The following is a 19691-nucleotide window of genomic DNA, read 5'->3' as shown; positions in this document are numbered from 1 at the left end:
ATCAGCTCACCAGGCCGAACACCCGCCCCAGCCCCTGGATCACTGCCCCACAGACAAAATAAGCAAGAATCACCCAAACAATGGCCAGATTCGACCTCCAGTTGGATTTTCGCTCAGGATTCAAATCCTCTTGCACCAAGGCATAGGGCAAAAGATTGATTGCATGGTAATTGGTCATGGGGTAGGGCAAAAACAGAAGCAAGGCCGGCGCTCCGATAAAAAAATACAGCCCGCCGTCGCCCAAGGCCTGGGCCAGCCCCATCACCAAGGTATAGTGCCAAAAACCATAGGCATAGCGGTTGATCAAATGCCAGATCAGGCTGAAAACCAAGAGATAGGCCGGCAAGGTAAAGAGCAGATCCAGGGCGTAAAAACCCAAGCCCTGAAAAAAGGTTGTTTCTGCGGTGATTTTTAAAGCCGCGAAAACAGGCATGGAGATCATGTGAAAGCCTTCGACTCCCACCGCCAGCAGACACCCCAGCAGAATAAAACGGACTTGAGGCTTCCTGCCTGAAAAGAGCTTCTGCCAATACGAACGGGTGAGCCCTTGAAAGAGTAAAAAGGCCAAGACCCCCAAGCGGGTGATATTTTCAGCCGAAAAGCCCCCGGCGCTCAAAGCCAGGGCAATCGAAACACAGGCCCAGAGCAGATAGAGACGGGGCCAGGTCAACCAGGCCAAAGATTTAAACACTTACTCACAAACCCGACTGGATTTTAAAGCCCGGTACCATTCATTGCTGAAGCGCTCTTCAGGGTCGATACAGGCTTTGAGGGCAAACAGGGTTTTCAACTCAGGATACATCTGGGCGATCTGTTCAGGTCGGTAGAATTTCAGAAACGCATCGGCATGCGCGACAGGCACGAAATATTCCTGCAGAATATCTGTATCCTGTGGATTATCCAGCACCAAATTGCGGTAAGGAGGGGCCAGGGTCAGATTTTCTTCGGGTTGCGGATGGTAAAAAAGGTCTTCCCAAACCCAGCGGTCCTGGGCCTGAACCCAGGCACAGCCCTCAAGGCCCGCCAAAGATGTCAGCGAAAGACTCAAGGCCAAGAATAAACGGCGGGAATCCAAGGACATGCGAAAAACTGCTTTCTTTGATTTTCAATCCAACCTGCCTCTATTCTGTTCAGGCCACCGGAAGCTGTCAAGTCTGGCTTAAAAAGACCAACCCACATTGACCAACGATTCTGCCTTTAACCTGGTTGAATAACGCCCATCCAACGCCAGACTCTCTTTGAGCGTGGCATTGTAAAGCCCTGCGTGCATAAAGGGAGAAGTCAGTCCTATCACCCGTCCCAAACCAAAACAGAGCATTCCACTCCAGAGATAATAACCACTGCTATAGCCACCGGCAAGAAGGGAACCTGCAATCATGCTCCAACCGAGACCGTCAAGCAAGGTCATCGAGATCCCGCCAAAGAGGTCACCTTGTTGATAGGAGGCTGAGCCAAAAGTTGGCAAGATATTGAACAGAGCCGTATTCATGGGTTGCTTTTCAAAATTCATATAGAGCAGCGCTTTTTCCTCCATGGAAAGGTCGAGCGAAATATCCCGAATCACACGCTGATTGCTGAAAAGGTCCTGGCGAATCATGATTTCAACTACCTTTTTTCCAGGAATGGGATCTGCAGCGTAAGCCGAAGGCGACAAAGCCGTAGCAGCCAGGGAAAAGCCAAGACTGAGGGCAAGTATTTTGAATTGTTTATTAGATTTCAACATGATCATTTTCCTGATTTCTTCTTGAATAATTTGATTCTAATCGCCCAGTCGCTCCTGACGTTTCATTCTGAAATTTCAGAATGAAACAAAAAAGCACAGCTCAAAGCTTAGATCAATAAATCAGCAGAAAAGAGCGGCCCGAGAGCTTGATGGCCTTCAAAAGTTAAAGCTGGGCTCACCTGCCCTCAGGTGTTCCGGGTCACGGGCCGCCCCTGCTATAATTAATAAAAAAAGTGGAGAATCATGTCGCTCCTTTATATCCTTTTGGCTTTACTCAGCCTCGGTTTCTCAAGCTATATCATCGCAAGCGGCATTTTAACGATCCGTTTCTTTCGGCGTGAGCTGGATCAAGCCCCCACCTTGCCTCCCCAGAGCGATCCGCAATCCTGGCCCAAAGTAGCCCTGATCTCCCCCTGCAAAGACCTCGATCCCGATTTCGAAGACAATATGCGCATGCTCCTGCAGCAGGATTATCCCAATTACGAAATTATTTTTGTTACAGTGGATCCGTACGATGATACCTACCCCGTGCTCAAACGCCTGGTGGCTGAATCTCCTGTGCCGGCCCGTCTTGAATTTGGGGGCTTCAGTAAACAACGCTGCCAGAAGCTCGACAATATGATGGCGGCCATGGATTCACTTGATGAAAGCGTGGATATTTATGCCTTCGTGGACAGTGACGCACGGGTATCGACCAATTGGTTGCGGCATCTGGTCGCTCCCCTGAGCCGGGAGAATGTGGGGGCCACCACCTCCTATCGCTGGTATCGTCCGATTCCTGGCCGCCCAATTACCTATGCCCTGGCCCTCTGGACAGGTTACCAGTTCAGTAATTTTTACAATAACCGCTATGTGGCTGCTTGGGGCGGATCAATGGCGATTACCCGCAAGCGTTTTGAAGAGCTGAATATCCGCCGTCAGTGGGACAATGCCCTTTCCGACGACTGCGTGCTGAATGAATGTGTGCGCAAGGGCAAATACCGTGTTGAATTTGTCACTTCCTCAATGACCAGTCTCTCCAGTGAATATTCAATCAAAGATATTCTGATCTTTGCCGTGCGCCAATGTGTGATCGGCAAGCACACGCTGAAAGAGGTCTGGTATGCTTCACTCACGGCCCTGACTGTGATTCATGGTGTCGCCGCTACTGGCCTCTGGCAGCTGTTTTCAGCGCTTCAGGCGGGTCAACCCATTGCCTGGACCACCTGGGGCATGCTCAGCTTTTTTCCAGCCGGAGTGATCCAGTGTGCCCTGTTTATTCAGGCCCTAAATCAGGTACGCGACCAACGCCCCAAACCTGCACTGCTGGGCGGAAAACTGTCCTGGGCCCTGTGGTCACCTTTCGCCTACGTTTTTGTTTGGCTGACGCTGCTGGCATCAGCCTTTACCGATCGCTTTGTCTGGCGCCAGATTTACTACCGCATGATCAGCGATACCGAAACCGAAGTTTACAAATACCCGGCCCGCTTTGATGAAGCTGGCCAAGCACCGAGTACAAAGGAGGTCGTCAATGGAGCGGGCTCAAACCCCTGCATTGAATAAACTATGAAACACCGTATCCTGTTGTCTGCACTGCTCTTGAGCCTGTCTGCCCCCGCTTGGGCCCTGCCTGGCATGGAAATCACCAGCGCCAAGAATACCCTGACCAGCCGCAAACCCACGCCCACAGGGCAGGAATTCAAACATCGGCGGGTTTCAGATCTGCCCACCTTTGACAAACTCGGCGTGGGCAATTATTTCAGCCAATACCGGCTGGATGGCCAAAAACTGATGATCTGGATGTATGTGGAGAGTGCCCCCCCTGCAGTCGATGAAGTGGTGCTGTTTGTGACCCCCGCCAGCGCCAAAGATGACAGCTTTGCCCGCGCCCTGAAACTCGTGGATTTGGTCTATGGAGAAAGCAACAGCGCTTCTCAGGTCGTCAATGATCTTAAAAATGCCCAAAGCAAAGAACATAAAAATGATCAAAAAGTTACCATGCTGACCTTTGAAGAAAAATCCCTTCTGCCCAAGGGCTATGATGGTTACCGCTATTATATCGGCGACCTCTATGGTTATAAAATTGGGCTGCACAAAGGGGGCTTTGAAGTGGGCATTTACCGCAAAGACGTGCTCATGGCTCAGATCAAAGACGTGAAAAAACGGCTTTACCCCGATCCCCTTCCTCCAGGGCCTACCCCGCCCCCCTTGCCGCCTTTGCCCACCCCCCACCCTCCGCTGCGCTGGTAAAAGATGGATCCTTTTGCCCGTTCTGTAGATATTTGGACCGCCCTGGGCGCTGGGGTCTTTTCGTTTATTTCGCCCTGCATTCTGCCAATTATTCCTTCGTATATGTTTTTTATCTCAGGAACTTCGGCAGGAGCCCTTCAGGCTGAAGAAATGGAGATTAACGAAAAAAAGCGCCAACAGCGTCAGATTATCTTCAGTTCTCTGTTTTTTATTCTGGGTTTCTCGCTGGTCTTTGTGGCCCTGGGAGCCACGGCTACCAGCCTGGGCGGCCTGCTCAAAACGCATCAGGATTTGCTGCGTAAAATTGGCGGAATCGTGATTATTGTACTCGGCCTGCATATGATGGGCGTGATTCAGATCAAGGCCCTGCTCTATGAAAAACGCATGCACCTCAAAGCCCGGCCACCCGGCTATTTTGGCGCATTTTTGGTCGGGCTCAGTTTTGCCCTGGGCTGGACCCCTTGTATCGGCCCCATTCTGGGCGCGATTCTGGCAATTGCCAGTACCAAAAACTCAGTCGGCGAAGGCATTGGTCTCTTGGCCATGTATTCGCTGGGACTGGCAATACCCTTCTTTGTGACCGCTTTGATGATGGATCAGATTTTTGTTCACTTTCGCAAACTGCAAAAACACATGCAGAAAATTTCAATTGCCAGTGGCGTATTTCTGATTCTGATCGGCATTTTGATTTTTACCAATTTTCTACAAACCTTGTCGAATATGTTGCAGGGCGCATTGATCCTGCCATTAGCCTGAGGGAGAAACCATGCACCATCTGATTTTTCAAGCCACCGGAGAAGACGAAAACAGCGTTATTCCTTACGCCCAATCGGGAGATTTTGTCAAAGCCCTCATGAGCTTTGACGCCGAAGACCTTGATATGGGAGAAAGCGAGGTTTCTTCTGAACTTTTTTTACTTAAAAAAATATGCGAACTCAAAAAATGGCCTGTCAGTGGAGACTATCCACGTTTTTATATCAGCCAAAAGGTTGAGGTCACACTGACCCGTAAAAACAAAGCCTTTTGCCGGGTGCTCAATGCCCGCTCACATGAAACGCTTGAGCCCTTGAGCATGGAAGGCCTGCAAGAAGCGATTAACGCCTGTTTTAAACAGGTTGCCAGCTGGAAAACCAATGCCCAGGCCTTTATGAAGCAAGTCTTTGAACTCTACAGTGAGTTCCGCAGTTCCGATGGAGCCCCTGTCGCTCTGGCAGACCTCTACCAGGCGCTTTACCATCAAAAGCCCGGCTACCGCCGTGAACATTTTGGCCTGGATTTGAACCACTGTCTGAATTCAGGTTTAACCCGCAACCAGAGCCATTATCTGAGCGTGATTCCTGCCACCAGCCGCCAGGGACAAAGCTTTTATGTCTTTGATACCACCGGCACCGGCCAATGGGTCGATCAGATTGCCTTTCTGCCGCTGGAATCTTAAAACGAAGCATGTCTGAGCCGCCCAGGTTTATCTTTCGCATTCTCAAGCCTGAAGACAGCCGGGCCTACCGGGCGGTACGGCTCGAAAGCCTGAAAACCTTTCCTGAATGCTTTGGTGCCGATTATCAGGCCCAAAGCCAATTGCCCAAACTCTTTTTCGAACAGGAAATTGAGACCGGGAGCCGCGAGAATATCATGCTGGGGGCTTTTGCGGACTCAAGGCTGATTGGCCTCTGTGGGTTGATCAGGCCCCAGTCAGACAGGGCTGAAATCATTCAAATGTATCTCAACCCTCGCTACCAGGGCTTGGGCCTGGGGGCAAAACTCTTGGCAGAGGCCACTGAAATTGCCCAAACCCACCTGCAGGCAAAAACCCTGAGCCTTGCTGTTTTCACCCACAACCAGCAAGCTCTCAGGACCTATCTGAAAGCCGGTTTTGAAATCGTCTCCACCCAGCCTGAGCGGAATGAATATTTGATGCAGAAAAAGATCGGCTAGATTTCGTCACAATCAAAGCATTTGCTTACCCATTGTCTTAATTCTTTAGAATTTTTAACAAAAATTGGAAAAGCAAATAAACCTCAACCGGAAAATCTTTGGGGCACTCAGTCAGCGTTTACAGGCACCTTACTGAATTTTCAGGCTGCACGCCAGAAAGCAGCGCCCCAGTATTTACTCCCCCACAGGCATGTTTTTTTAAGCTTCGGTTATAATTAAAAGGGCAGGGAATGGACCTGACTCGCTTCGCTCGCAGGTCATTCCCCGCAGGTGGAAAGACAAGCTGTGAATCGCAACTGATGCACTTCACTCGCAGGTCATTCCCCGCAGGTGGAAAGACAAGCTGTGAAACGCAACTGACGCACTTCGCTCGCAGGTCATTCCCCGCAGGTGGAAAGACAAGCTGTGAATCGTAACTGACGCGCTTCGCCCGCAGATCATTTACCGAAGAGAGCAAGCGCCAGGTTTTGGCCCAAACGGGCCAGAATCGCAAAGCTAAAAATTCGCGCAAGCAAACAGGAAAGCGCCGCTGAATAATGGGTGTTCAATTTAACCGCGAAAACGTACAGGGCCTGTGGGAACGCAAGGCCGGTCGGAGTGGCGCGGGCACGGGCCCCCTGCCTGGTTTGGACAAAGCCCTCAGCGACAATAAACTGACCCGCGAAGAATACCAAAGCCTGAAGCAGGAATACCTCAAAGAAAACCCCAAGGGCGATTTTGACAGTTTTCTGGCCGATGCACTCGATGGCAAACTCGATCAAAAAACTTCAGAAAACCTGAAACAAGCGGTGCAACGTCTGGGCGCGAATCAAGACTCATCCGTCTCGATTGCCTTTAACCTGAACGCCGCCCAAGATGGCTACAGCAATGTCGCCGCCATGACCTTTGAAAAACCCGCCGCTGAAATTTTCAGTTTTGTCGAACAGGCCGATGGCGACAAAAACGGCAGAATCGACCTCAATGAACGCGCAGGACTCGCTCAAGCCCTGAGTAAAAGCCAAAGTGACCCCACCACCCGCACCCTGCTTGAAGCCCAGCTCAAAGACAGCATGAACACCCTGAGCTATGACAGCGAAAGCAAAAGCATCACCGTTTGGCTGGGGGGAGACGCCCCCCGTCTGAATACCCGCTACAAAGACGTGCGACTGGATCTCGATCTTTCGCTCAAGGATATCAACGGCATTACCGACGATGCCCAAGGCGATTTGAGCGGTACCGCCGGTGGCAAACTCGACTTTGATTGGAATGGCCCCCTGGTCGACTCGCTCAAGCGCGGGCTGGTCGAAAGCTCATCCGGCTGGGCCCAAGCCAATGCCCGTTATGTGCCAGCCGGTGACAAGGAGGGCTATGGCCCAGGCTATGTGATTCAAGTCGAAACCCCCAAGGCCGACCTGCCCCTCTTGGGTGAAGTGGGTCTGGCGACCCGCCCGATTGTGCTGCGCGCAGACAACCAGGGCCGGCTCTATGTCGCTTCGCCGGGTTTTGGTGAAGGCACCCGGCTCTGGGCAGCAGAAAAAGCCCTGAACAAATATGCCTTGCCAGAACTTGAAAAAATGGGCATTCACATGAGCGTGAGCCGTGAAAAAGGCAAGCTCTATCTGACCCCCGGCCAAATTCAACTCAGCAACCTGCCCCTTTCCACCCAAGGCGGCGCCCAGGGCGCACTCAATCTGGGGCTGAATGGGCAAAACACCCGCTTCAATGTCAGCCCCGAAGGCTTACAGGCCCGCTTCAGTCAGATTCCCGTGCAGGGCAGCACCCACGCCCAAGGCCCCCAGGCCAGCGCCGATGCCCAGGCCGATACACTGCAAGGAAAGTTTCAAATGGGCCTGAACACAGATATTGCTGGGCATCTGGATACCCAGGTCGTGATTCAGGATGCCACCGCCCAGGTGCATCTCGACAAAGATGAAATTGCAGCAATTCCGGCCTTGCCAGGCCAGGCCCGCAGTCTCTTGGGTGATTCTGCTGAAGGCACCCTGCAACTGCGGGGCGACTACCGCACCCATACCCAGGATCACAGCGGCAGCATTTCAGGCAAAATAGATCTGCGCAGCCGCAACAGTGCAAATGGCGATCAAACCGCTGTTTTCACCCATTTCCAAACCCAGGGCGATACCCGCCAACAAAACAAAGCCAGCCTTTCAGTCGCCGGAACCGATCTGAGCTATACCCACCTGGGCAATACCGCCCGCATGCAGGCAGAAACAGGAGCTGTGCGCTACGAAGAGGGCAAGCCCCTGCGGGTGCAGCTTTTCAATGCCGAGGGCCAGGCCCAGGTCACGCAGGACACGCTCAAATACTTTCAAAAAGTACTCAATCAGGGGGGCGATCGCGCCCAGCAGCTTGAAAGCGCCATGAAGGCAGCGGGGATTTCAACCGCCTTGCTCGATCGGCTCAGCAAAGGCGACAGCGCCCAATTGCGTGAAATGCTCAAAATGGATGATTTTGTTGAGCAGTTAAAATCTGTCAGCATGCGCCTCAAGGCCCAGAACTGGAGCCTCGATCTGAATGGACAGGGCTATCGCGCCGAAGGTCAGAATATACGCCTCAAGACCCAAAGCGCAGGTCTTGAAAAAGGCAAGACCGGTTCAGAACTGAAACTCGAATCCAGTGCGCAGAGCATGCAGGTCGATTCAAGCAATTGGCGCGATCTGAGTGTTCAGGCCCAAAATCTGGAACTCAATGCCTCGGCACGTCAAAACAGTGCAGCAGGCAGTCTCTCAACCGATCTGAAAGCCCAGGCCCAAGACCTGAATCTGGCGGCTGCCTATACCGAGATCACCCCCGAAAGTCTGGCGGCCTTGCAAAACCGTCTCAAGGCGGGCTCTCCGCTGCTCGAAGAAGCCCTGAGCGAAGTGGGGGGCTTAAGCCCTGAACAACTTGAAAGCCTGCGAAATGCCGATCCTGCGACCCTCACAACCCTGGCGACCGACCCTGAAATTCAGGGCGCGATTGAACAGGTGGGCCTGAACCGTCTTTTCAGCGCAGAATTCGTTCAAACCCATGCCAGTCTCAGTGCCTCAGCTCAAACCGCCTCACAAAGCAGTCTGCGGGTTGAAGCCAGTACGCACGGGCTCAGCGCTGAAACCAGCTCTGACCACCCAACCCATTTAGAAGCTGCCCAGAGCCAATTGAGCGCAGATTACCAGGATCAACGTGGCAACAGCGCACAGATGCAGGCCCAACTCAACCAAACCCAACTGCGGATTTTGCCCGATGGCAAATTTCAGGCCCAGTCTGCCGATGCCCAGATTCAAAGCCAGATTCAGACCCAAGTTGATGAACTGCGCCGGGTGATGGGCGTGGTAGGCGGAGAGAAATTGCAGGCCCTGCTGCAAACGGGCGACCGCCCACAAACCCAAGCGGTACTGGAACAGGCTGGCCTCAGCAAAGCACAGGCCAGCTCAGCCAATGAACTGCTCTGGCACCCCAAATTTCAGGAACTGCTCAAAACCAGCGAATTTATGCAAGGGCTGAACCAAGCCGAAACCCTGGCCCTGAATCTGTCTGGCCAGGGCAAGCTCGAAGCCAACCAAGACAGCGCCCATTTAAACCAAGCCGAATTACACGCCCAAGGCCAAGTCAAGAGTTCAAAGGGCCAAACGCTGCTCAAAGGGCAGGTGGATATCCAAGCAGGCAGTGTGGAACAAAGCGCAGGGCAGACCACGATTCAAACCCAAACCGCCACAGGCCAGCTTCAAGCCTACCGCAACGATGGCTCTGAATTTGCCGATCTCTCGGCCCGAGCCGAAAACCTCAAGGCCACACTCGACGATCAGGGCCAACGCTTGGAAACAGGCAAGCTCGAAGCCCAAGGGCAAGCCCATACCCACCTCGATGCCGCAAAGGTAGCAGAGGTACGCAAGATTCTGGGCGATTTCAAAAACAATCTGCAAGAACGCTTGCAGGCCCTGGGGATCAACCGCGACCAGTTTGAGCAGTTTGTGCAGGCCTTTGGCCAGAAACAACTTTCACAAATGTTCAGCTCCGCCAATCCCGAACAATTGGCAAGTCTTTCACGCGATTTGGGTGTCAGTGCCGATCAAGTCGAGCGCATGGTGGGGCTGCTCAATGATCAGACCTTTTCCAAACTGGTGGAAAATATCTACCAGTTTACCCAAGTGCTCGAAAACGGCGAAGCCACACTTTCAGTTCAGGCCAGCAGCACGGGCAGCCAATGGGAACGCAACGATCAGTCCCTGTTGATGAACCTTCACGGGATCAGCACGACAGCCCAGGTAGAAATTCAAGGTGAAAAGGGCAGGGCCACGGCCCAACTCACAGCCAGCCAGGACAACCTGAAACTGAATCAGAATGCCCAAGGCATGGGGGCAGAATGGGAGCGCTACAGCGCCGATCTTCAAGGTCAGGCCAACCAGGCCGGAACCCAGCTCAATCTTCACGGAACCGCCCAAGGGGGGGCAGGTTTTTTAACCCAAACCGACAGTGAAGTCCGCTCTCATTTCGGCAAAGCCGATGGCAGCCTGGAAGCCACTATTCAAGAGGCCGACGGCAGTAACTCTTCCTTACAGACCCAGGGCGGTTTTGCAGAGATCAGCAGCCGCCGCAATTTGCAAAATGCCAAAGATTCTGAACTCAGGATTCAAGGGCTACACCAGCAGGGCCATGCCAGACTCGAAGACAAAGCCAGCGGACAACGCACTGAGGTTGACGCTGAAGCGGAGATCGTCAGCATTGCCTCAACCCCTCAAGAGGTCACTTTTCAAGAAACCCGTATTCAGGGCCAGGTTTCTACTGAGCGCGATGGCAAAGACGCACAGGGCAAAGCCACCCAAGCCAGTGCCAAGGGCCAGGCCCAAGTAGAGATCAACGCCCTGACCAGTGGCGGGGGCAAGGTTCAACTTGATCAAGCCAGACTTGCGGGCTCGGCCCGCACCACCCTGAAGCGGGAAGGGCAGCAGGAATCAGAAATGGGCGTCACGCTTGAAAATGGCTTGCTCAGCAATTTAAAAGCACAAAAAGGACAGGTCAGTGCAGCCCAGGTTTCAGCCGATCTCAGCGCTGATGCCAGTACTCCCATGCAGACAGGTAAAATTTCTGGGCAGCTCAATCTCAGCCAGATAGCGGCACGCGATGGAGAACTCAGCGCCCAAGGCTTCAGTCTCGACAAGATCACGGGCAGCCTGCAGATCAAAAGCGAAAAACTGGGGCAGGTACTCACCAACAGCCCCGATGCCCGCCGGATTTTGACCACGATTTCAGAACGCTGGGGCAAAGAAGGCGCTCCTGGTCTCTTCAGCAATGATACTGTCACGATTCAACTTTCTGAGGGTTCTGTACGCGCCAAAGCAGGTGCAGCCAATGCCTTGAGCAGCGATCAGGAACTGCAAGGGCATTTCCGCCTGCCCGATCTTGAAACCCAATTGGGCGATGCCAAGGTCGATTTGAATCTCAATCGCCTGAGCCTTTCCAGCGCCGAAGGAAAGACCCCCGAAGTCGAAGTAACGGGCCATGCCAGTTTTCAGCCCAAACAACCCGCTTTTAACCAGGCTCTGCAAGCCGTGGTTGCCAATCAGCTCAAACAGCTGGGCGTAGGGGCAAAGGTTGAGGTCGAACTCAAAGACGGCAAAATTCAAACCAAAATCGACCATTTTCTGGCAGATGGCCTGGTCAACATCGATCTTCAGGGTGAAAATGTCAGACTCTCAGTGGACAAGGCCAAGCTGCTTGGGTTTATCAGCGCCAAGGGGCTGGCCACCCGCATTGCCGAAAGTCAGTTGAATAATTACCTGCTGGATATCAACCGGGAGGGCAACAGCCTGAATCTCTCCCTGAACGAACTGACCGATCAAGCCCTGCACCAAGATAATTTACAGATTCAAAGCCTGCATATTTCTCCCAAGGGCAGCCTGGAACTGGATTTTGCCTATACCGATACCCCCCAGTACAATGCCCAGGCCCAAGCCCGTGCGCAAGAGAAAATTGAGCAGCGCCTTTTTCATGATCCCCGCACGGGCCAGGCCCGCAAAGAAGGGCAAATCGAAGACATGGTTGAAGATTTAAGCGCCCCTGCCCTGCAAAAAATCTTCAGCGAGGCCTCAGCGGCCCAATTGCGCAAGATTCTGGCCTCAACGGGCAAAGACGCAGATACCGTGATTAAAAAAGGGCTGGCGGGCATGAAAGATTTCAAAACCCTGCCGATTGGCAACCGTGCGGTCATGAGCGCCTATCTCAGCCGCCGCAACGGTTTCTTTGATTCTGTTGATACTGAAGAACGCAACCTGATGCGTGGACTGTATAATGGGCTCACGCCAGCACAGCGCAATGAATTCAATGCCACGCTTTCAGCGGAAGAACGTGCTCAGATTCAAAAATATATCGCAGATCGCAATCAGGAAATTCGCCAGGCCCGCGCCAACAAAACCTCAGGCCGTCACTAGTGCAAACCCCGGATGAAGCCTACCGCAGGGCCCAGGTCGATACAGCCTCTGTGCCCCGCGCGATTTTATTGCTTTATGATAAACTCTTGCAGGTGCTGGAGCAGGCCCAGGCCGCCAGCACCCTCAACCCCCATGCTGCCCGTCAGCGGCTTTCGATCGCCAGCCAGATTCTGACCCATTTGCTCGCGATCTTTATTCACTCCCATGATGAAGCCTACCAACAACTGTATCTCAGCCATGAGCAACTCTCTCAAAAACTCAGCCGCTTGTTTCGTCAAGGGGGAAGTGATCCCCAGGCGATTGCAGAGTTCACCCACACCCTGCGAACTTACCGGGAAACCTGGCGCAAACAGCTGAAAATTTTACCGCCCCGGCAGCGCAAACGCCCCGGAACGCTCAATGTGCGCTTCAAAGCGCCTGAGCCCGAGAATTAAAAACCCAAGCCTGAATTGCCGTTATTGCCAAAGAGCAGAGGGTAGAGTGACGCTACTCGAAAGGCTTCTTCCCCACGTTCCTGAAGTTTAAACCGCAATCAGAGCTCGCACTTGGCTTTACAGGCCTGGGCATCCCCATGCTTACAGGCTTGGGCAAAATCTGCCTGGGCCTTGGGGCAGTTCTTCAGCATCATCCAGGCAGTTCCCCGACTGTACCAAGCCGCAGACATGCCAGGTGAGAGCTTCAGGGCCTGGGTATAATCCTGAATAGCCGGACTGTATTTCTGCAGGGCAAAATAAACCTGTCCGCGCCGGAACCAGCTTTGGGCATCTTTGGCATCCCCTTTGAGCGCCTGGTTCAGATCATCCAAAGCCTGCGCATACTTATGCAGGGCAATCAATGTACGGGCCCGGTTGCTATAAGCTTTAAAATATTGAGCATCCATTTTTAAAGCGGCATTGAAATCGGCAAGTGCTTCTTCATGCTGGTTCAAATGCTGAAACACAACCGCACGGTTGTGTTTTTGAACGGCATCATCAGGCAAAAGTTGAACCGCAAGATTAAAATCTTCTAGCGCTTGCGTGTATTTTCCCAAGGTCGTATAGATCAGGCCCCGGTTACCATAGGCTTCCCCATCGGTGGGAACCTGCTCAATCGCTTTGGAATAATCCGCCAGGGCCTCAGTGTATTTTTTGAGTCGGCTGTAAGCCCCTGCACGGTTAAAATAGGCATCGGCCTGATTGGGATCGCGCTTGATCACCTCGGTATAGGCTGCAATGGCTTTGACAAACTCGCCCTTGGAAAGATATTGATTGGCCTGCGTATAATAAGTTTCAAGATCTGCGGCAAAGACACCCGCACTGCTCAACAGCAGAACCCCTGTCAGCAAGGCCTGTTTAAGACGCATAAAAGATCACCCATCCTGTATCAGCTTGTTTTTCAATGTTTCATCATACCAGATCCACGAACCCCCCCCCAAGATCGAGTCAAAGTTCAGTGATTTTAGGCATGAAAGGGTATAATGAACATCCCCGAACTTCACTCTAGAAAGCAGTTTAAAATGTCGCTTCAACCTTCTGAGCAAAAGCTTAAAACCAAACATATCTGTCTGATTGATGATGACGAGATCGCAGAGATTTTGGTTTCAGGCCTTTTGAAACGCCTGGGCTCTTATCAGTTCACTTATTACAGCAATGGTGAGAAAGCCCAAGAGGGCTTATCAAAATTGAATGAAGAAACATTTCCGGATCTGATTTTACTGGATCTGCAAATGCCAGTAATGGATGGTTTTGGTTTTCTTAAAGTCTATGCGAAATCCTTTTATCCCCTTTACCCTCCCACACGCCTGGCAATTTTGACGTCTTCACTGCAAACCGAAGACCAGGTGGCCTGTCAAAAATTTCCTTTTATCGAGGATTATTTGATCAAACCCTTGCTGTTAACGCAATTAAAAGCCTTGCTTGAGAAAAAGCTCAATCCTGATCAGGATCCAACTGCGGAAAATACAATAAAAACGTAGTGCCTTGGCCCAATGCACTTTCAACTTCAATTTTCCCCCCAAGCATCTCAGTTTGGGTCTTGACCAGATAGAGCCCCAGACCATGCCCTTCTATTTCAGGGTGAAACCGTTTATAAAGACCAAAGACCTGATCCTTAAACTGCTTGAGATCGATCCCCAGACCATTGTCTGAAACTTTGAGTAAAATCTTTTGCTCCAAAATTTCTGTGCTGATCTGAATTTTCAGAGGGCGCTCAGCATCACGGTATTTATAGGCATTGGCCAGAAGATTGAACAAAATACTGTGAAGATAGGGCGCAATGCCATAGATCTTTTCAAGCTGAAAATCAGTGCGAATTTCGCAGCCTACACTCAAATTGCTTAGATTCAATTCATCATGAACTTCCTGAAGCAGCTTGGGCAGCTCAATCCAGGTACGGTTCTGCTGAGAACTGCCTTTTTTCTGCAAAAGGGTATTCAATTCTCGCAGACGCAAATCAATCTGCTCAGCCGAATCATGAATTTTCTCGGTCAAAAGTGTTGATTCTTCAGCCTCTGCATCTCTTAAAAGCGCCGACAAACCCAGCAGATTGGCAACAGGTGCGCGCAGATTATGAGAAACAATCCGTGCGAATTGGCGCAAGTCCTGGTTTTGCTCCACCAGTCGACGGGTAATGGCCCAGAGCTCTGTCTGCAGATTTTTAAGCGACGTAATTTCCTGGCCAAGTAAAAGAAAACGCTCTCGTTGATCTTCTGTATATTTCAAAAGTAAAAAACTCACCCAACCATGGGCCAAAGACACCTCGGCATGCAGGGGAATACCCGGCTGAATCTGGGCCATCAGTTCAGACCACTCAGGCTGCATACTGCGACTGATACCCGCCAACCTGCGTCCCAAAATCTCGGTTTGCGACAAACCGCTGAGCTGGGTCAGGTTGGAACTCGACTCAAGAATACGGCTTTGCGCATCTAAGAGGGCCAAAACCGAGGCCGACTGAATCGTTTGCTGAAAATGCTGCAATGACTGGACTTCAGAAAACAAACGCTCCTGCATCTGTTTATGCTCCTGCAGGTCATAGGCTGCGACTAAAAGCCCCTCGGGCGTTTCCTGAAAATGCAATTGCACATCCAAGGTTTTCGCATCACGGGTCTGAAGCTCCAACTCAATCTTTTTCAAGCCCTGATGCCAGGCCTGAAAAGCCTGATCCAGCTCTTGTTTTTCGAGATTTCCCAAGCGCATGCTCGCAAATTCACTTACGCTGTAACCATACTGGCTGCAAGCGGCTTGATTGCTATCCAGAATCTGACCATCACTGGGGTCACAATTCCACATCGGAAGCGGGTTTTGCAAAAAAAGCAAGCGATAATAAGCCCGCTGACGTTGCAGCGATTGATTAAAAAAGCGAACCAATCCCCAAAGCAAGCCTGCCGTCAAAAAAACATAAATAAAACCTTTTTGCGTCTGGTAATTTGCCAAAAGCTGATCAGAGAAGAAAATCCAGAGCAGGCCCATATTCAGGTAAATCAAGGCAATCGAAAACTCTGGACGGCTAAAGCCGGGGCGAAAGGTTTGTAAATGTTTCTTTTTCATAAAAAATCCGTATCTAATAGTATATCCAAAAAAGACAAAACCCGGCCAGAAAATTCAATTTAGGCAAACGCGCCTCCCCCTTACGGCCGCCCCTCCCAAGCTGATCATTCAGAAAAACCTATGCAGGTCATTGCATTTTTCAGAATTGTCTTTTGTGCTTGCTTTTCCCCGTCTAATTCAGCATTCATGCTAAAATGCAACATCACACACCATGAGAAAGGAAGTCTTTAAACCTGAGAGGAGACTCCCTCACGTTTAAACTTATTTTCAACTATGAAAATCATTTATACCAAAACCGATGAAGCGCCCATGCTCGCGACCGCGTCATTTTTGCCGATTGTAAAGGCAATTGCCTCGACCGCAGATATTGAAATTGAAACCCGTGACATTTCACTTGCGGGCCGTATTCTTGCCAATTTTCCTGAATATTTACGCCCCGAGCAACAGATCTCTGATGCCCTGAGCGAATTGGGCGAACTGGCCAAAACCCCTGAAGCCAATATCATCAAACTGCCCAATATTTCAGCTTCCATTCCCCAATTGAAAGCTGCCATTGCAGAGCTTCAGGCCCAAGGCTACGCCCTGCCCGATTATCCCGAAGACCCCCAAAACGAAGCAGAAACCCAAGTCAAAAAACGCTATGCCAAAGTACTGGGTTCTGCCGTCAACCCCGTTCTGCGTGAAGGCAACTCCGACCGCCGTGTTGCAACTGCGGTCAAAGCCTATGCCAAAGCGCATCCCCATTCAATGGGCGAATGGAGCTCCAACTCAAAAACCCGTGTGGTGCATATGAGCGAAGGAGATTTCTATGGCAGTGAAGTCTCAGCCACCATGGACAGCGATTGTGAAATTCGCATCGAATTTGTCTCAACAGCAGGTGAGGTCAAAGTCTTGAAAGATAATTTCCCCCTGCTGAAAGGCGAAGTGATCGACGCTTCCCGCATGGAAGTTTCCAAACTACGCACTTTCTTTGCTCAGGAAATTGAAAAAACCAAAGCTGAAGATGTCTTGCTTTCTTTGCATATGAAAGCCACGATGATGAAGGTTTCAGACCCCGTGATCTTTGGGCATTGCGTGCAAGTCTATTACCAGGAAGTCTTTGAAAAATACGCCGCCACCTTTGAAAAACTGGGCGTAGATTCCAGCAATGGCCTGGGCGACGTTTACAGCAAAATCGCAAGCTTACCTGAGGCTGAAAAAACTGAAATTGAAAATGCCTTGCAGGCGGTTTATCAGTACCAGCCCGCCTTGGCCATGGTCGATTCAGACAAAGGCATTACCAATCTGCACGTGCCCAGCGATATCATTGTAGATGCTTCCATGCCCGCCATGCTGCGGGGCGGTGGCAAAATGTGGGGGCCCGATGGCAAAGAAAAAGACACAGTGGCCATGATTCCTGATCGCTGCTACGCTGGCATTTACCAAGCCGTGATTGAAGACTGTAAAGCGCATGGTAAATATAATGTTTCGACCATGGGCAATGTCTCCAATGTGGGCTTGATGGCGCAAAAAGCCGAAGAATATGGTTCTCACGATAAAACCTTTATCGCCGCTGGCGATGGCCAGATCCGTGTCATGAAGGGTGAGGAAAAAGTCTTTGAACACGCGGTTGCCAAAGGCGATATCTGGAGAATGTGCCAGACCAAAGACGTGGCGATCAAAGACTGGGTCAAACTGGCAGTGAACCGTTCACGTGCCACGGGCTGCCCCGCCATCTTCTGGTTGGATCAACAGCGCGCCCATGATGCTGAATTGATCAAAAAAGTGGAAGCCTATTTGCCTGAATATGACACCAGCGGTCTGGAAATTAAAATTCTCGATCCGGTTGCAGCCATCACCTACAGCTTGGAACGAATCCGCAAAGGCCAAGACACGATTTCAGTCACAGGCAATGTCTTGCGTGATTATCTCACCGATCTGTTCCCCATTCTGGAACTGGGGACTTCCGCTAAAATGCTCTCCATTGTGCCCTTGCTGGCCGGTGGCGGCATGTATGAAACTGGCGCAGGAGGCTCAGCCCCCAAACACGTTCAACAGTTCCAAAAGGAAAACCACCTGCGTTGGGATTCTCTCGGCGAGTTTCTGGCCCTGGCCGTTTCGATTGAAGATTATGCTGCCCACACAGGCAACGCCAAAGCCAAGATCATGGCCAAAACACTCGACAGTGCCAACAGCCAGTATCTGAGCAGCAATAAATCGCCTTCTCGCAAAGTGCATCAGCTCGACAACCGGGGCAGCCATTTCTACCTCGGCATGTACTGGGCCCAGGCCCTGGCTTTGCAGGAAGAAGACGCCGAATTGAAAGCTAAATTTGGCCCGATTGCTGAGCAATTGAGCAGCCAAGAAGACAAAATCGTAGCCGAACTGAACGAAGTTCAGGGGGCTCCTGTCGATATGGGTGGCTATTATCATCCCGATGATACCAAACTGGATCAGGCCATGCGCCCCAGCGCCACCTTGAACCAGATTTTAGCCAGTATCTAAACCTTGGCACAAGCAGCGCCCGTCAGAAAATATCTGACGGGCGCTTTTGTTTGCAGACACTCAGTATTTCGAAACTAAGCTTGAGAAAAAATGCAACCATCTAATTGTTCAACGGGTTATCATCAAGCACGACAATTTGAATCTTGGGTGGAGACCAGCTCACGTTTTGACCTTACTTTCACTTAAACATAAAATGCATAGTTTTTATCAGTTTGTTTCTGGGCCTGCACCCTGGCCAGGTTGGCCTTGCGCATCAGCTCAGGTAAATCGTACCCATCTATTCCATTCAGACTGATGCCTGCACGCAGAGAAACTTCAACATCATAGCGACCAATGCGCAGGGGTTGAATCGTCTGATAAATCAGACGTTCCAGAGATTGTGTTAATTTTGAGTTTTGCTGATTAAAAGGCACCAAGGCCAAATAATTTTGGTGCCCCAAATAATAGAGATAGTTTTCTTGGGAACCATACTGTTTTTTGAGCTGATTCGCGGCAAACTTAGAGATGGTTTGCCCCAAAGTGGGAGATTGGTCAAAATAAGACTCAATCCTGTCAATACTGAAGGTAATGACAGCCAGGCTCAGATCACCCAACTGAGCTTGAATTTCAATAAAATGGGTACCCATGGTGGTAGAGTTCAGCAACCCAGTCACCGAGTCATACATTTTAACCTTCTCCAGGTTTTCTTCAACGGTCACGGAATGCTGTTGATAGGTTTCTTTCAAGGCCTGGGCTTTTTTAAAGCTGGTGGTGACAGTGCTGATCAGTTTTTTGAGCGTAAAGGGCTTCAGCAGATAATCATCAGCCCCTAAATCAGCGCCACGGTCAATACTTTCCTGGGTATTGACCCCTGTCAAAAAAACAAAAGGCGTATGTTTGAAATCATCCTGGGCTCGCAAGGTCTCAAGCACCTGAAAACCGTCCACCTCAGGCATTTCAATATCACAGATGATCAGGTCAGGGTAAAACGAACGGGCTGTTTCAATGCCTTCCTGGCCATTTGAAGCCGTTGCTACTTCAAACTCCTGGCTTAAGAGCATTTCTTTCACGAGTTCTAAATTGGTGAGGGTATCATCAATAGCCAGTACTTTCAACATTGTTTCTACTCCAAGTCGCTAATCAACTGTTCGAATTTTAGCATAACCGTTCAAAAATCCCAGCTAGCCTATAACGTTCAGCTTGAGAATCTCCTTCCTTGAGGGAGGAGATTCTCAAGCGTAGTTTATGCCCGTAGGGTGCCTGACCCAATAGTCTACCAAACCATCGCATAGTGCTCCTGTCATAGCCGACAGGCTTGGCAGGGGGTGAAGTGCGATAGCGGCATTCCGCCGCTCATTCCAGCTTTTGTTGCTCAATATACTGTTTAATCACAGACAATGGCGCACCGCCACATGT

Annotated in this window: 16 protein-coding genes; 10 read left to right on the top strand and 6 right to left on the bottom strand. The window is 50.9% G+C overall.

Going from position 1 to position 19691, the window contains the following annotated elements:
- Position 1 precedes the first annotated feature (1 nt).
- The 3 genes from COW20_06620 to COW20_06610 form a co-directional block, all read right to left on the bottom strand.
- Positions 2 to 691: a hypothetical protein gene (locus tag COW20_06620; GenBank protein ID PIW49229.1), complete on the bottom strand. Its 690-nt coding sequence runs from the start codon at positions 689 to 691 to the stop codon at positions 2 to 4.
- The gene (locus tag COW20_06615) at positions 692 to 1081 is read right to left on the bottom strand and encodes a hypothetical protein (protein ID PIW49228.1); all 390 of its coding nucleotides are present in this window, start codon (positions 1079 to 1081) and stop codon (positions 692 to 694) included.
- Positions 1082 to 1159: 78 nt separating this feature from the next.
- Positions 1160 to 1723: a hypothetical protein gene (locus COW20_06610; protein ID PIW49227.1), complete on the bottom strand. Its 564-nt coding sequence runs from the start codon at positions 1721 to 1723 to the stop codon at positions 1160 to 1162.
- A gap of 243 nt (positions 1724 to 1966) precedes the next feature.
- On the opposite strand from COW20_06610, the gene COW20_06605 reads away from it, so the two are divergent.
- The 8 genes from COW20_06605 to COW20_06570 all read left to right on the top strand — a co-directional run bounded on the left by COW20_06605 (position 1967) and on the right by COW20_06570 (position 12722).
- A complete protein-coding gene (locus COW20_06605; GenBank protein ID PIW49226.1) occupies positions 1967 to 3265 on the top strand; it encodes a hypothetical protein in 1299 nt (432 codons plus the stop codon).
- Positions 3266 to 3268: 3 nt separating this feature from the next.
- On the top strand, positions 3269 to 3952 hold the full coding sequence (locus COW20_06600) for a hypothetical protein (GenBank protein PIW49225.1): 684 nt from the start codon (positions 3269 to 3271) through the stop codon (positions 3950 to 3952).
- Positions 3953 to 3955: 3 nt separating this feature from the next.
- Positions 3956 to 4708, top strand: a complete 753-nt coding sequence (locus COW20_06595; protein PIW49224.1) for a cytochrome C biogenesis protein — start codon at positions 3956 to 3958, stop codon at positions 4706 to 4708.
- A gap of 10 nt (positions 4709 to 4718) precedes the next feature.
- Positions 4719 to 5387, top strand: coding sequence for a hypothetical protein (locus COW20_06590; protein PIW49223.1), 669 nt, complete (start codon positions 4719 to 4721; stop codon positions 5385 to 5387).
- An 8-nt stretch (positions 5388 to 5395) separates the two neighbouring features.
- Complete coding sequence (locus COW20_06585; GenBank protein ID PIW49222.1) at positions 5396 to 5884, top strand: GNAT family N-acetyltransferase; 489 nt, start codon at positions 5396 to 5398, stop codon at positions 5882 to 5884.
- A 21-nt stretch (positions 5885 to 5905) separates the two neighbouring features.
- Positions 5906 to 6103 carry a hypothetical protein gene (locus COW20_06580; protein PIW49221.1) on the top strand — a complete coding sequence of 66 codons (198 nt, stop codon included), beginning with the start codon at positions 5906 to 5908 and terminating at the stop codon, positions 6101 to 6103.
- Positions 6104 to 6420: 317 nt separating this feature from the next.
- The gene (locus COW20_06575) at positions 6421 to 12288 is read left to right on the top strand and encodes a hypothetical protein (GenBank protein PIW49220.1); all 5868 of its coding nucleotides are present in this window, start codon (positions 6421 to 6423) and stop codon (positions 12286 to 12288) included.
- Positions 12177 to 12722, top strand: a complete 546-nt coding sequence (locus COW20_06570) for a hypothetical protein (GenBank protein ID PIW49219.1) — start codon at positions 12177 to 12179, stop codon at positions 12720 to 12722. The genes COW20_06575 and COW20_06570 overlap by 112 nt, the downstream gene beginning before the upstream one ends.
- Positions 12723 to 12820: 98 nt before the next feature.
- Here the strand turns inward: COW20_06570 and COW20_06565 are convergent, their stop codons facing one another.
- A complete protein-coding gene (locus COW20_06565; GenBank protein PIW49218.1) occupies positions 12821 to 13630 on the bottom strand; it encodes a hypothetical protein in 810 nt (269 codons plus the stop codon).
- A gap of 114 nt (positions 13631 to 13744) precedes the next feature.
- On the opposite strand from COW20_06565, the gene COW20_06560 reads away from it, so the two are divergent.
- Positions 13745 to 14242: a hypothetical protein gene (locus COW20_06560; GenBank protein PIW49217.1), complete on the top strand. Its 498-nt coding sequence runs from the start codon at positions 13745 to 13747 to the stop codon at positions 14240 to 14242.
- On the opposite strand, the gene COW20_06555 is transcribed toward COW20_06560, so the two are convergent.
- The gene (locus COW20_06555) at positions 14196 to 15812 is read right to left on the bottom strand and encodes a hypothetical protein (GenBank protein PIW49216.1); all 1617 of its coding nucleotides are present in this window, start codon (positions 15810 to 15812) and stop codon (positions 14196 to 14198) included. The genes COW20_06560 and COW20_06555 overlap by 47 nt on opposite strands.
- Before the next feature lie 273 nt (positions 15813 to 16085).
- Here COW20_06555 and COW20_06550 point away from each other — a divergent pair, with 273 nt between their 5' ends.
- On the top strand, positions 16086 to 18296 hold the full coding sequence (locus tag COW20_06550; protein ID PIW49215.1) for an isocitrate dehydrogenase (NADP(+)): 2211 nt from the start codon (positions 16086 to 16088) through the stop codon (positions 18294 to 18296).
- A 182-nt stretch (positions 18297 to 18478) separates the two neighbouring features.
- Here the strand turns inward: COW20_06550 and COW20_06545 are convergent, their stop codons facing one another.
- A complete protein-coding gene (locus tag COW20_06545) occupies positions 18479 to 19393 on the bottom strand; it encodes a hypothetical protein (protein ID PIW49214.1) in 915 nt (304 codons plus the stop codon).
- Between the last annotated feature and the right edge of the window lie 298 nt (positions 19394 to 19691).

This window comes from bacterium (Candidatus Blackallbacteria) CG13_big_fil_rev_8_21_14_2_50_49_14 (genome assembly GCA_002783405.1).
Taxonomy (GTDB): Bacteria; Cyanobacteriota; Sericytochromatia; order UBA7694; family UBA7694.
The sequence above is the reverse complement of the archived record's forward strand: the minus strand, read 5'-3'. Positions and strand labels throughout refer to the sequence as shown.

Coding starts and splice junctions, on each gene's coding strand:
- COW20_06615 (PIW49228.1), bottom strand. CDS start 1,081: ATGTCCTTGGATTCCCGCCGTTTATTCTTGGCCTTGAGTCTTTCGCTG.
- COW20_06610 (PIW49227.1), bottom strand. CDS start 1,723: ATGTTGAAATCTAATAAACAATTCAAAATACTTGCCCTCAGTCTTGGC.
- COW20_06605 (PIW49226.1), top strand. CDS start 1,967: ATGTCGCTCCTTTATATCCTTTTGGCTTTACTCAGCCTCGGTTTCTCA.
- COW20_06600 (PIW49225.1), top strand. CDS start 3,269: ATGAAACACCGTATCCTGTTGTCTGCACTGCTCTTGAGCCTGTCTGCC.
- COW20_06595 (PIW49224.1), top strand. CDS start 3,956: ATGGATCCTTTTGCCCGTTCTGTAGATATTTGGACCGCCCTGGGCGCT.
- COW20_06590 (PIW49223.1), top strand. CDS start 4,719: ATGCACCATCTGATTTTTCAAGCCACCGGAGAAGACGAAAACAGCGTT.
- COW20_06585 (PIW49222.1), top strand. CDS start 5,396: ATGTCTGAGCCGCCCAGGTTTATCTTTCGCATTCTCAAGCCTGAAGAC.
- COW20_06575 (PIW49220.1), top strand. CDS start 6,421: ATGGGTGTTCAATTTAACCGCGAAAACGTACAGGGCCTGTGGGAACGC.
- COW20_06565 (PIW49218.1), bottom strand. CDS start 13,630: ATGCGTCTTAAACAGGCCTTGCTGACAGGGGTTCTGCTGTTGAGCAGT.
- COW20_06560 (PIW49217.1), top strand. CDS start 13,745: ATGAACATCCCCGAACTTCACTCTAGAAAGCAGTTTAAAATGTCGCTT.
- COW20_06555 (PIW49216.1), bottom strand. CDS start 15,812: ATGAAAAAGAAACATTTACAAACCTTTCGCCCCGGCTTTAGCCGTCCA.
- COW20_06550 (PIW49215.1), top strand. CDS start 16,086: ATGAAAATCATTTATACCAAAACCGATGAAGCGCCCATGCTCGCGACC.
- COW20_06545 (PIW49214.1), bottom strand. CDS start 19,393: ATGTTGAAAGTACTGGCTATTGATGATACCCTCACCAATTTAGAACTC.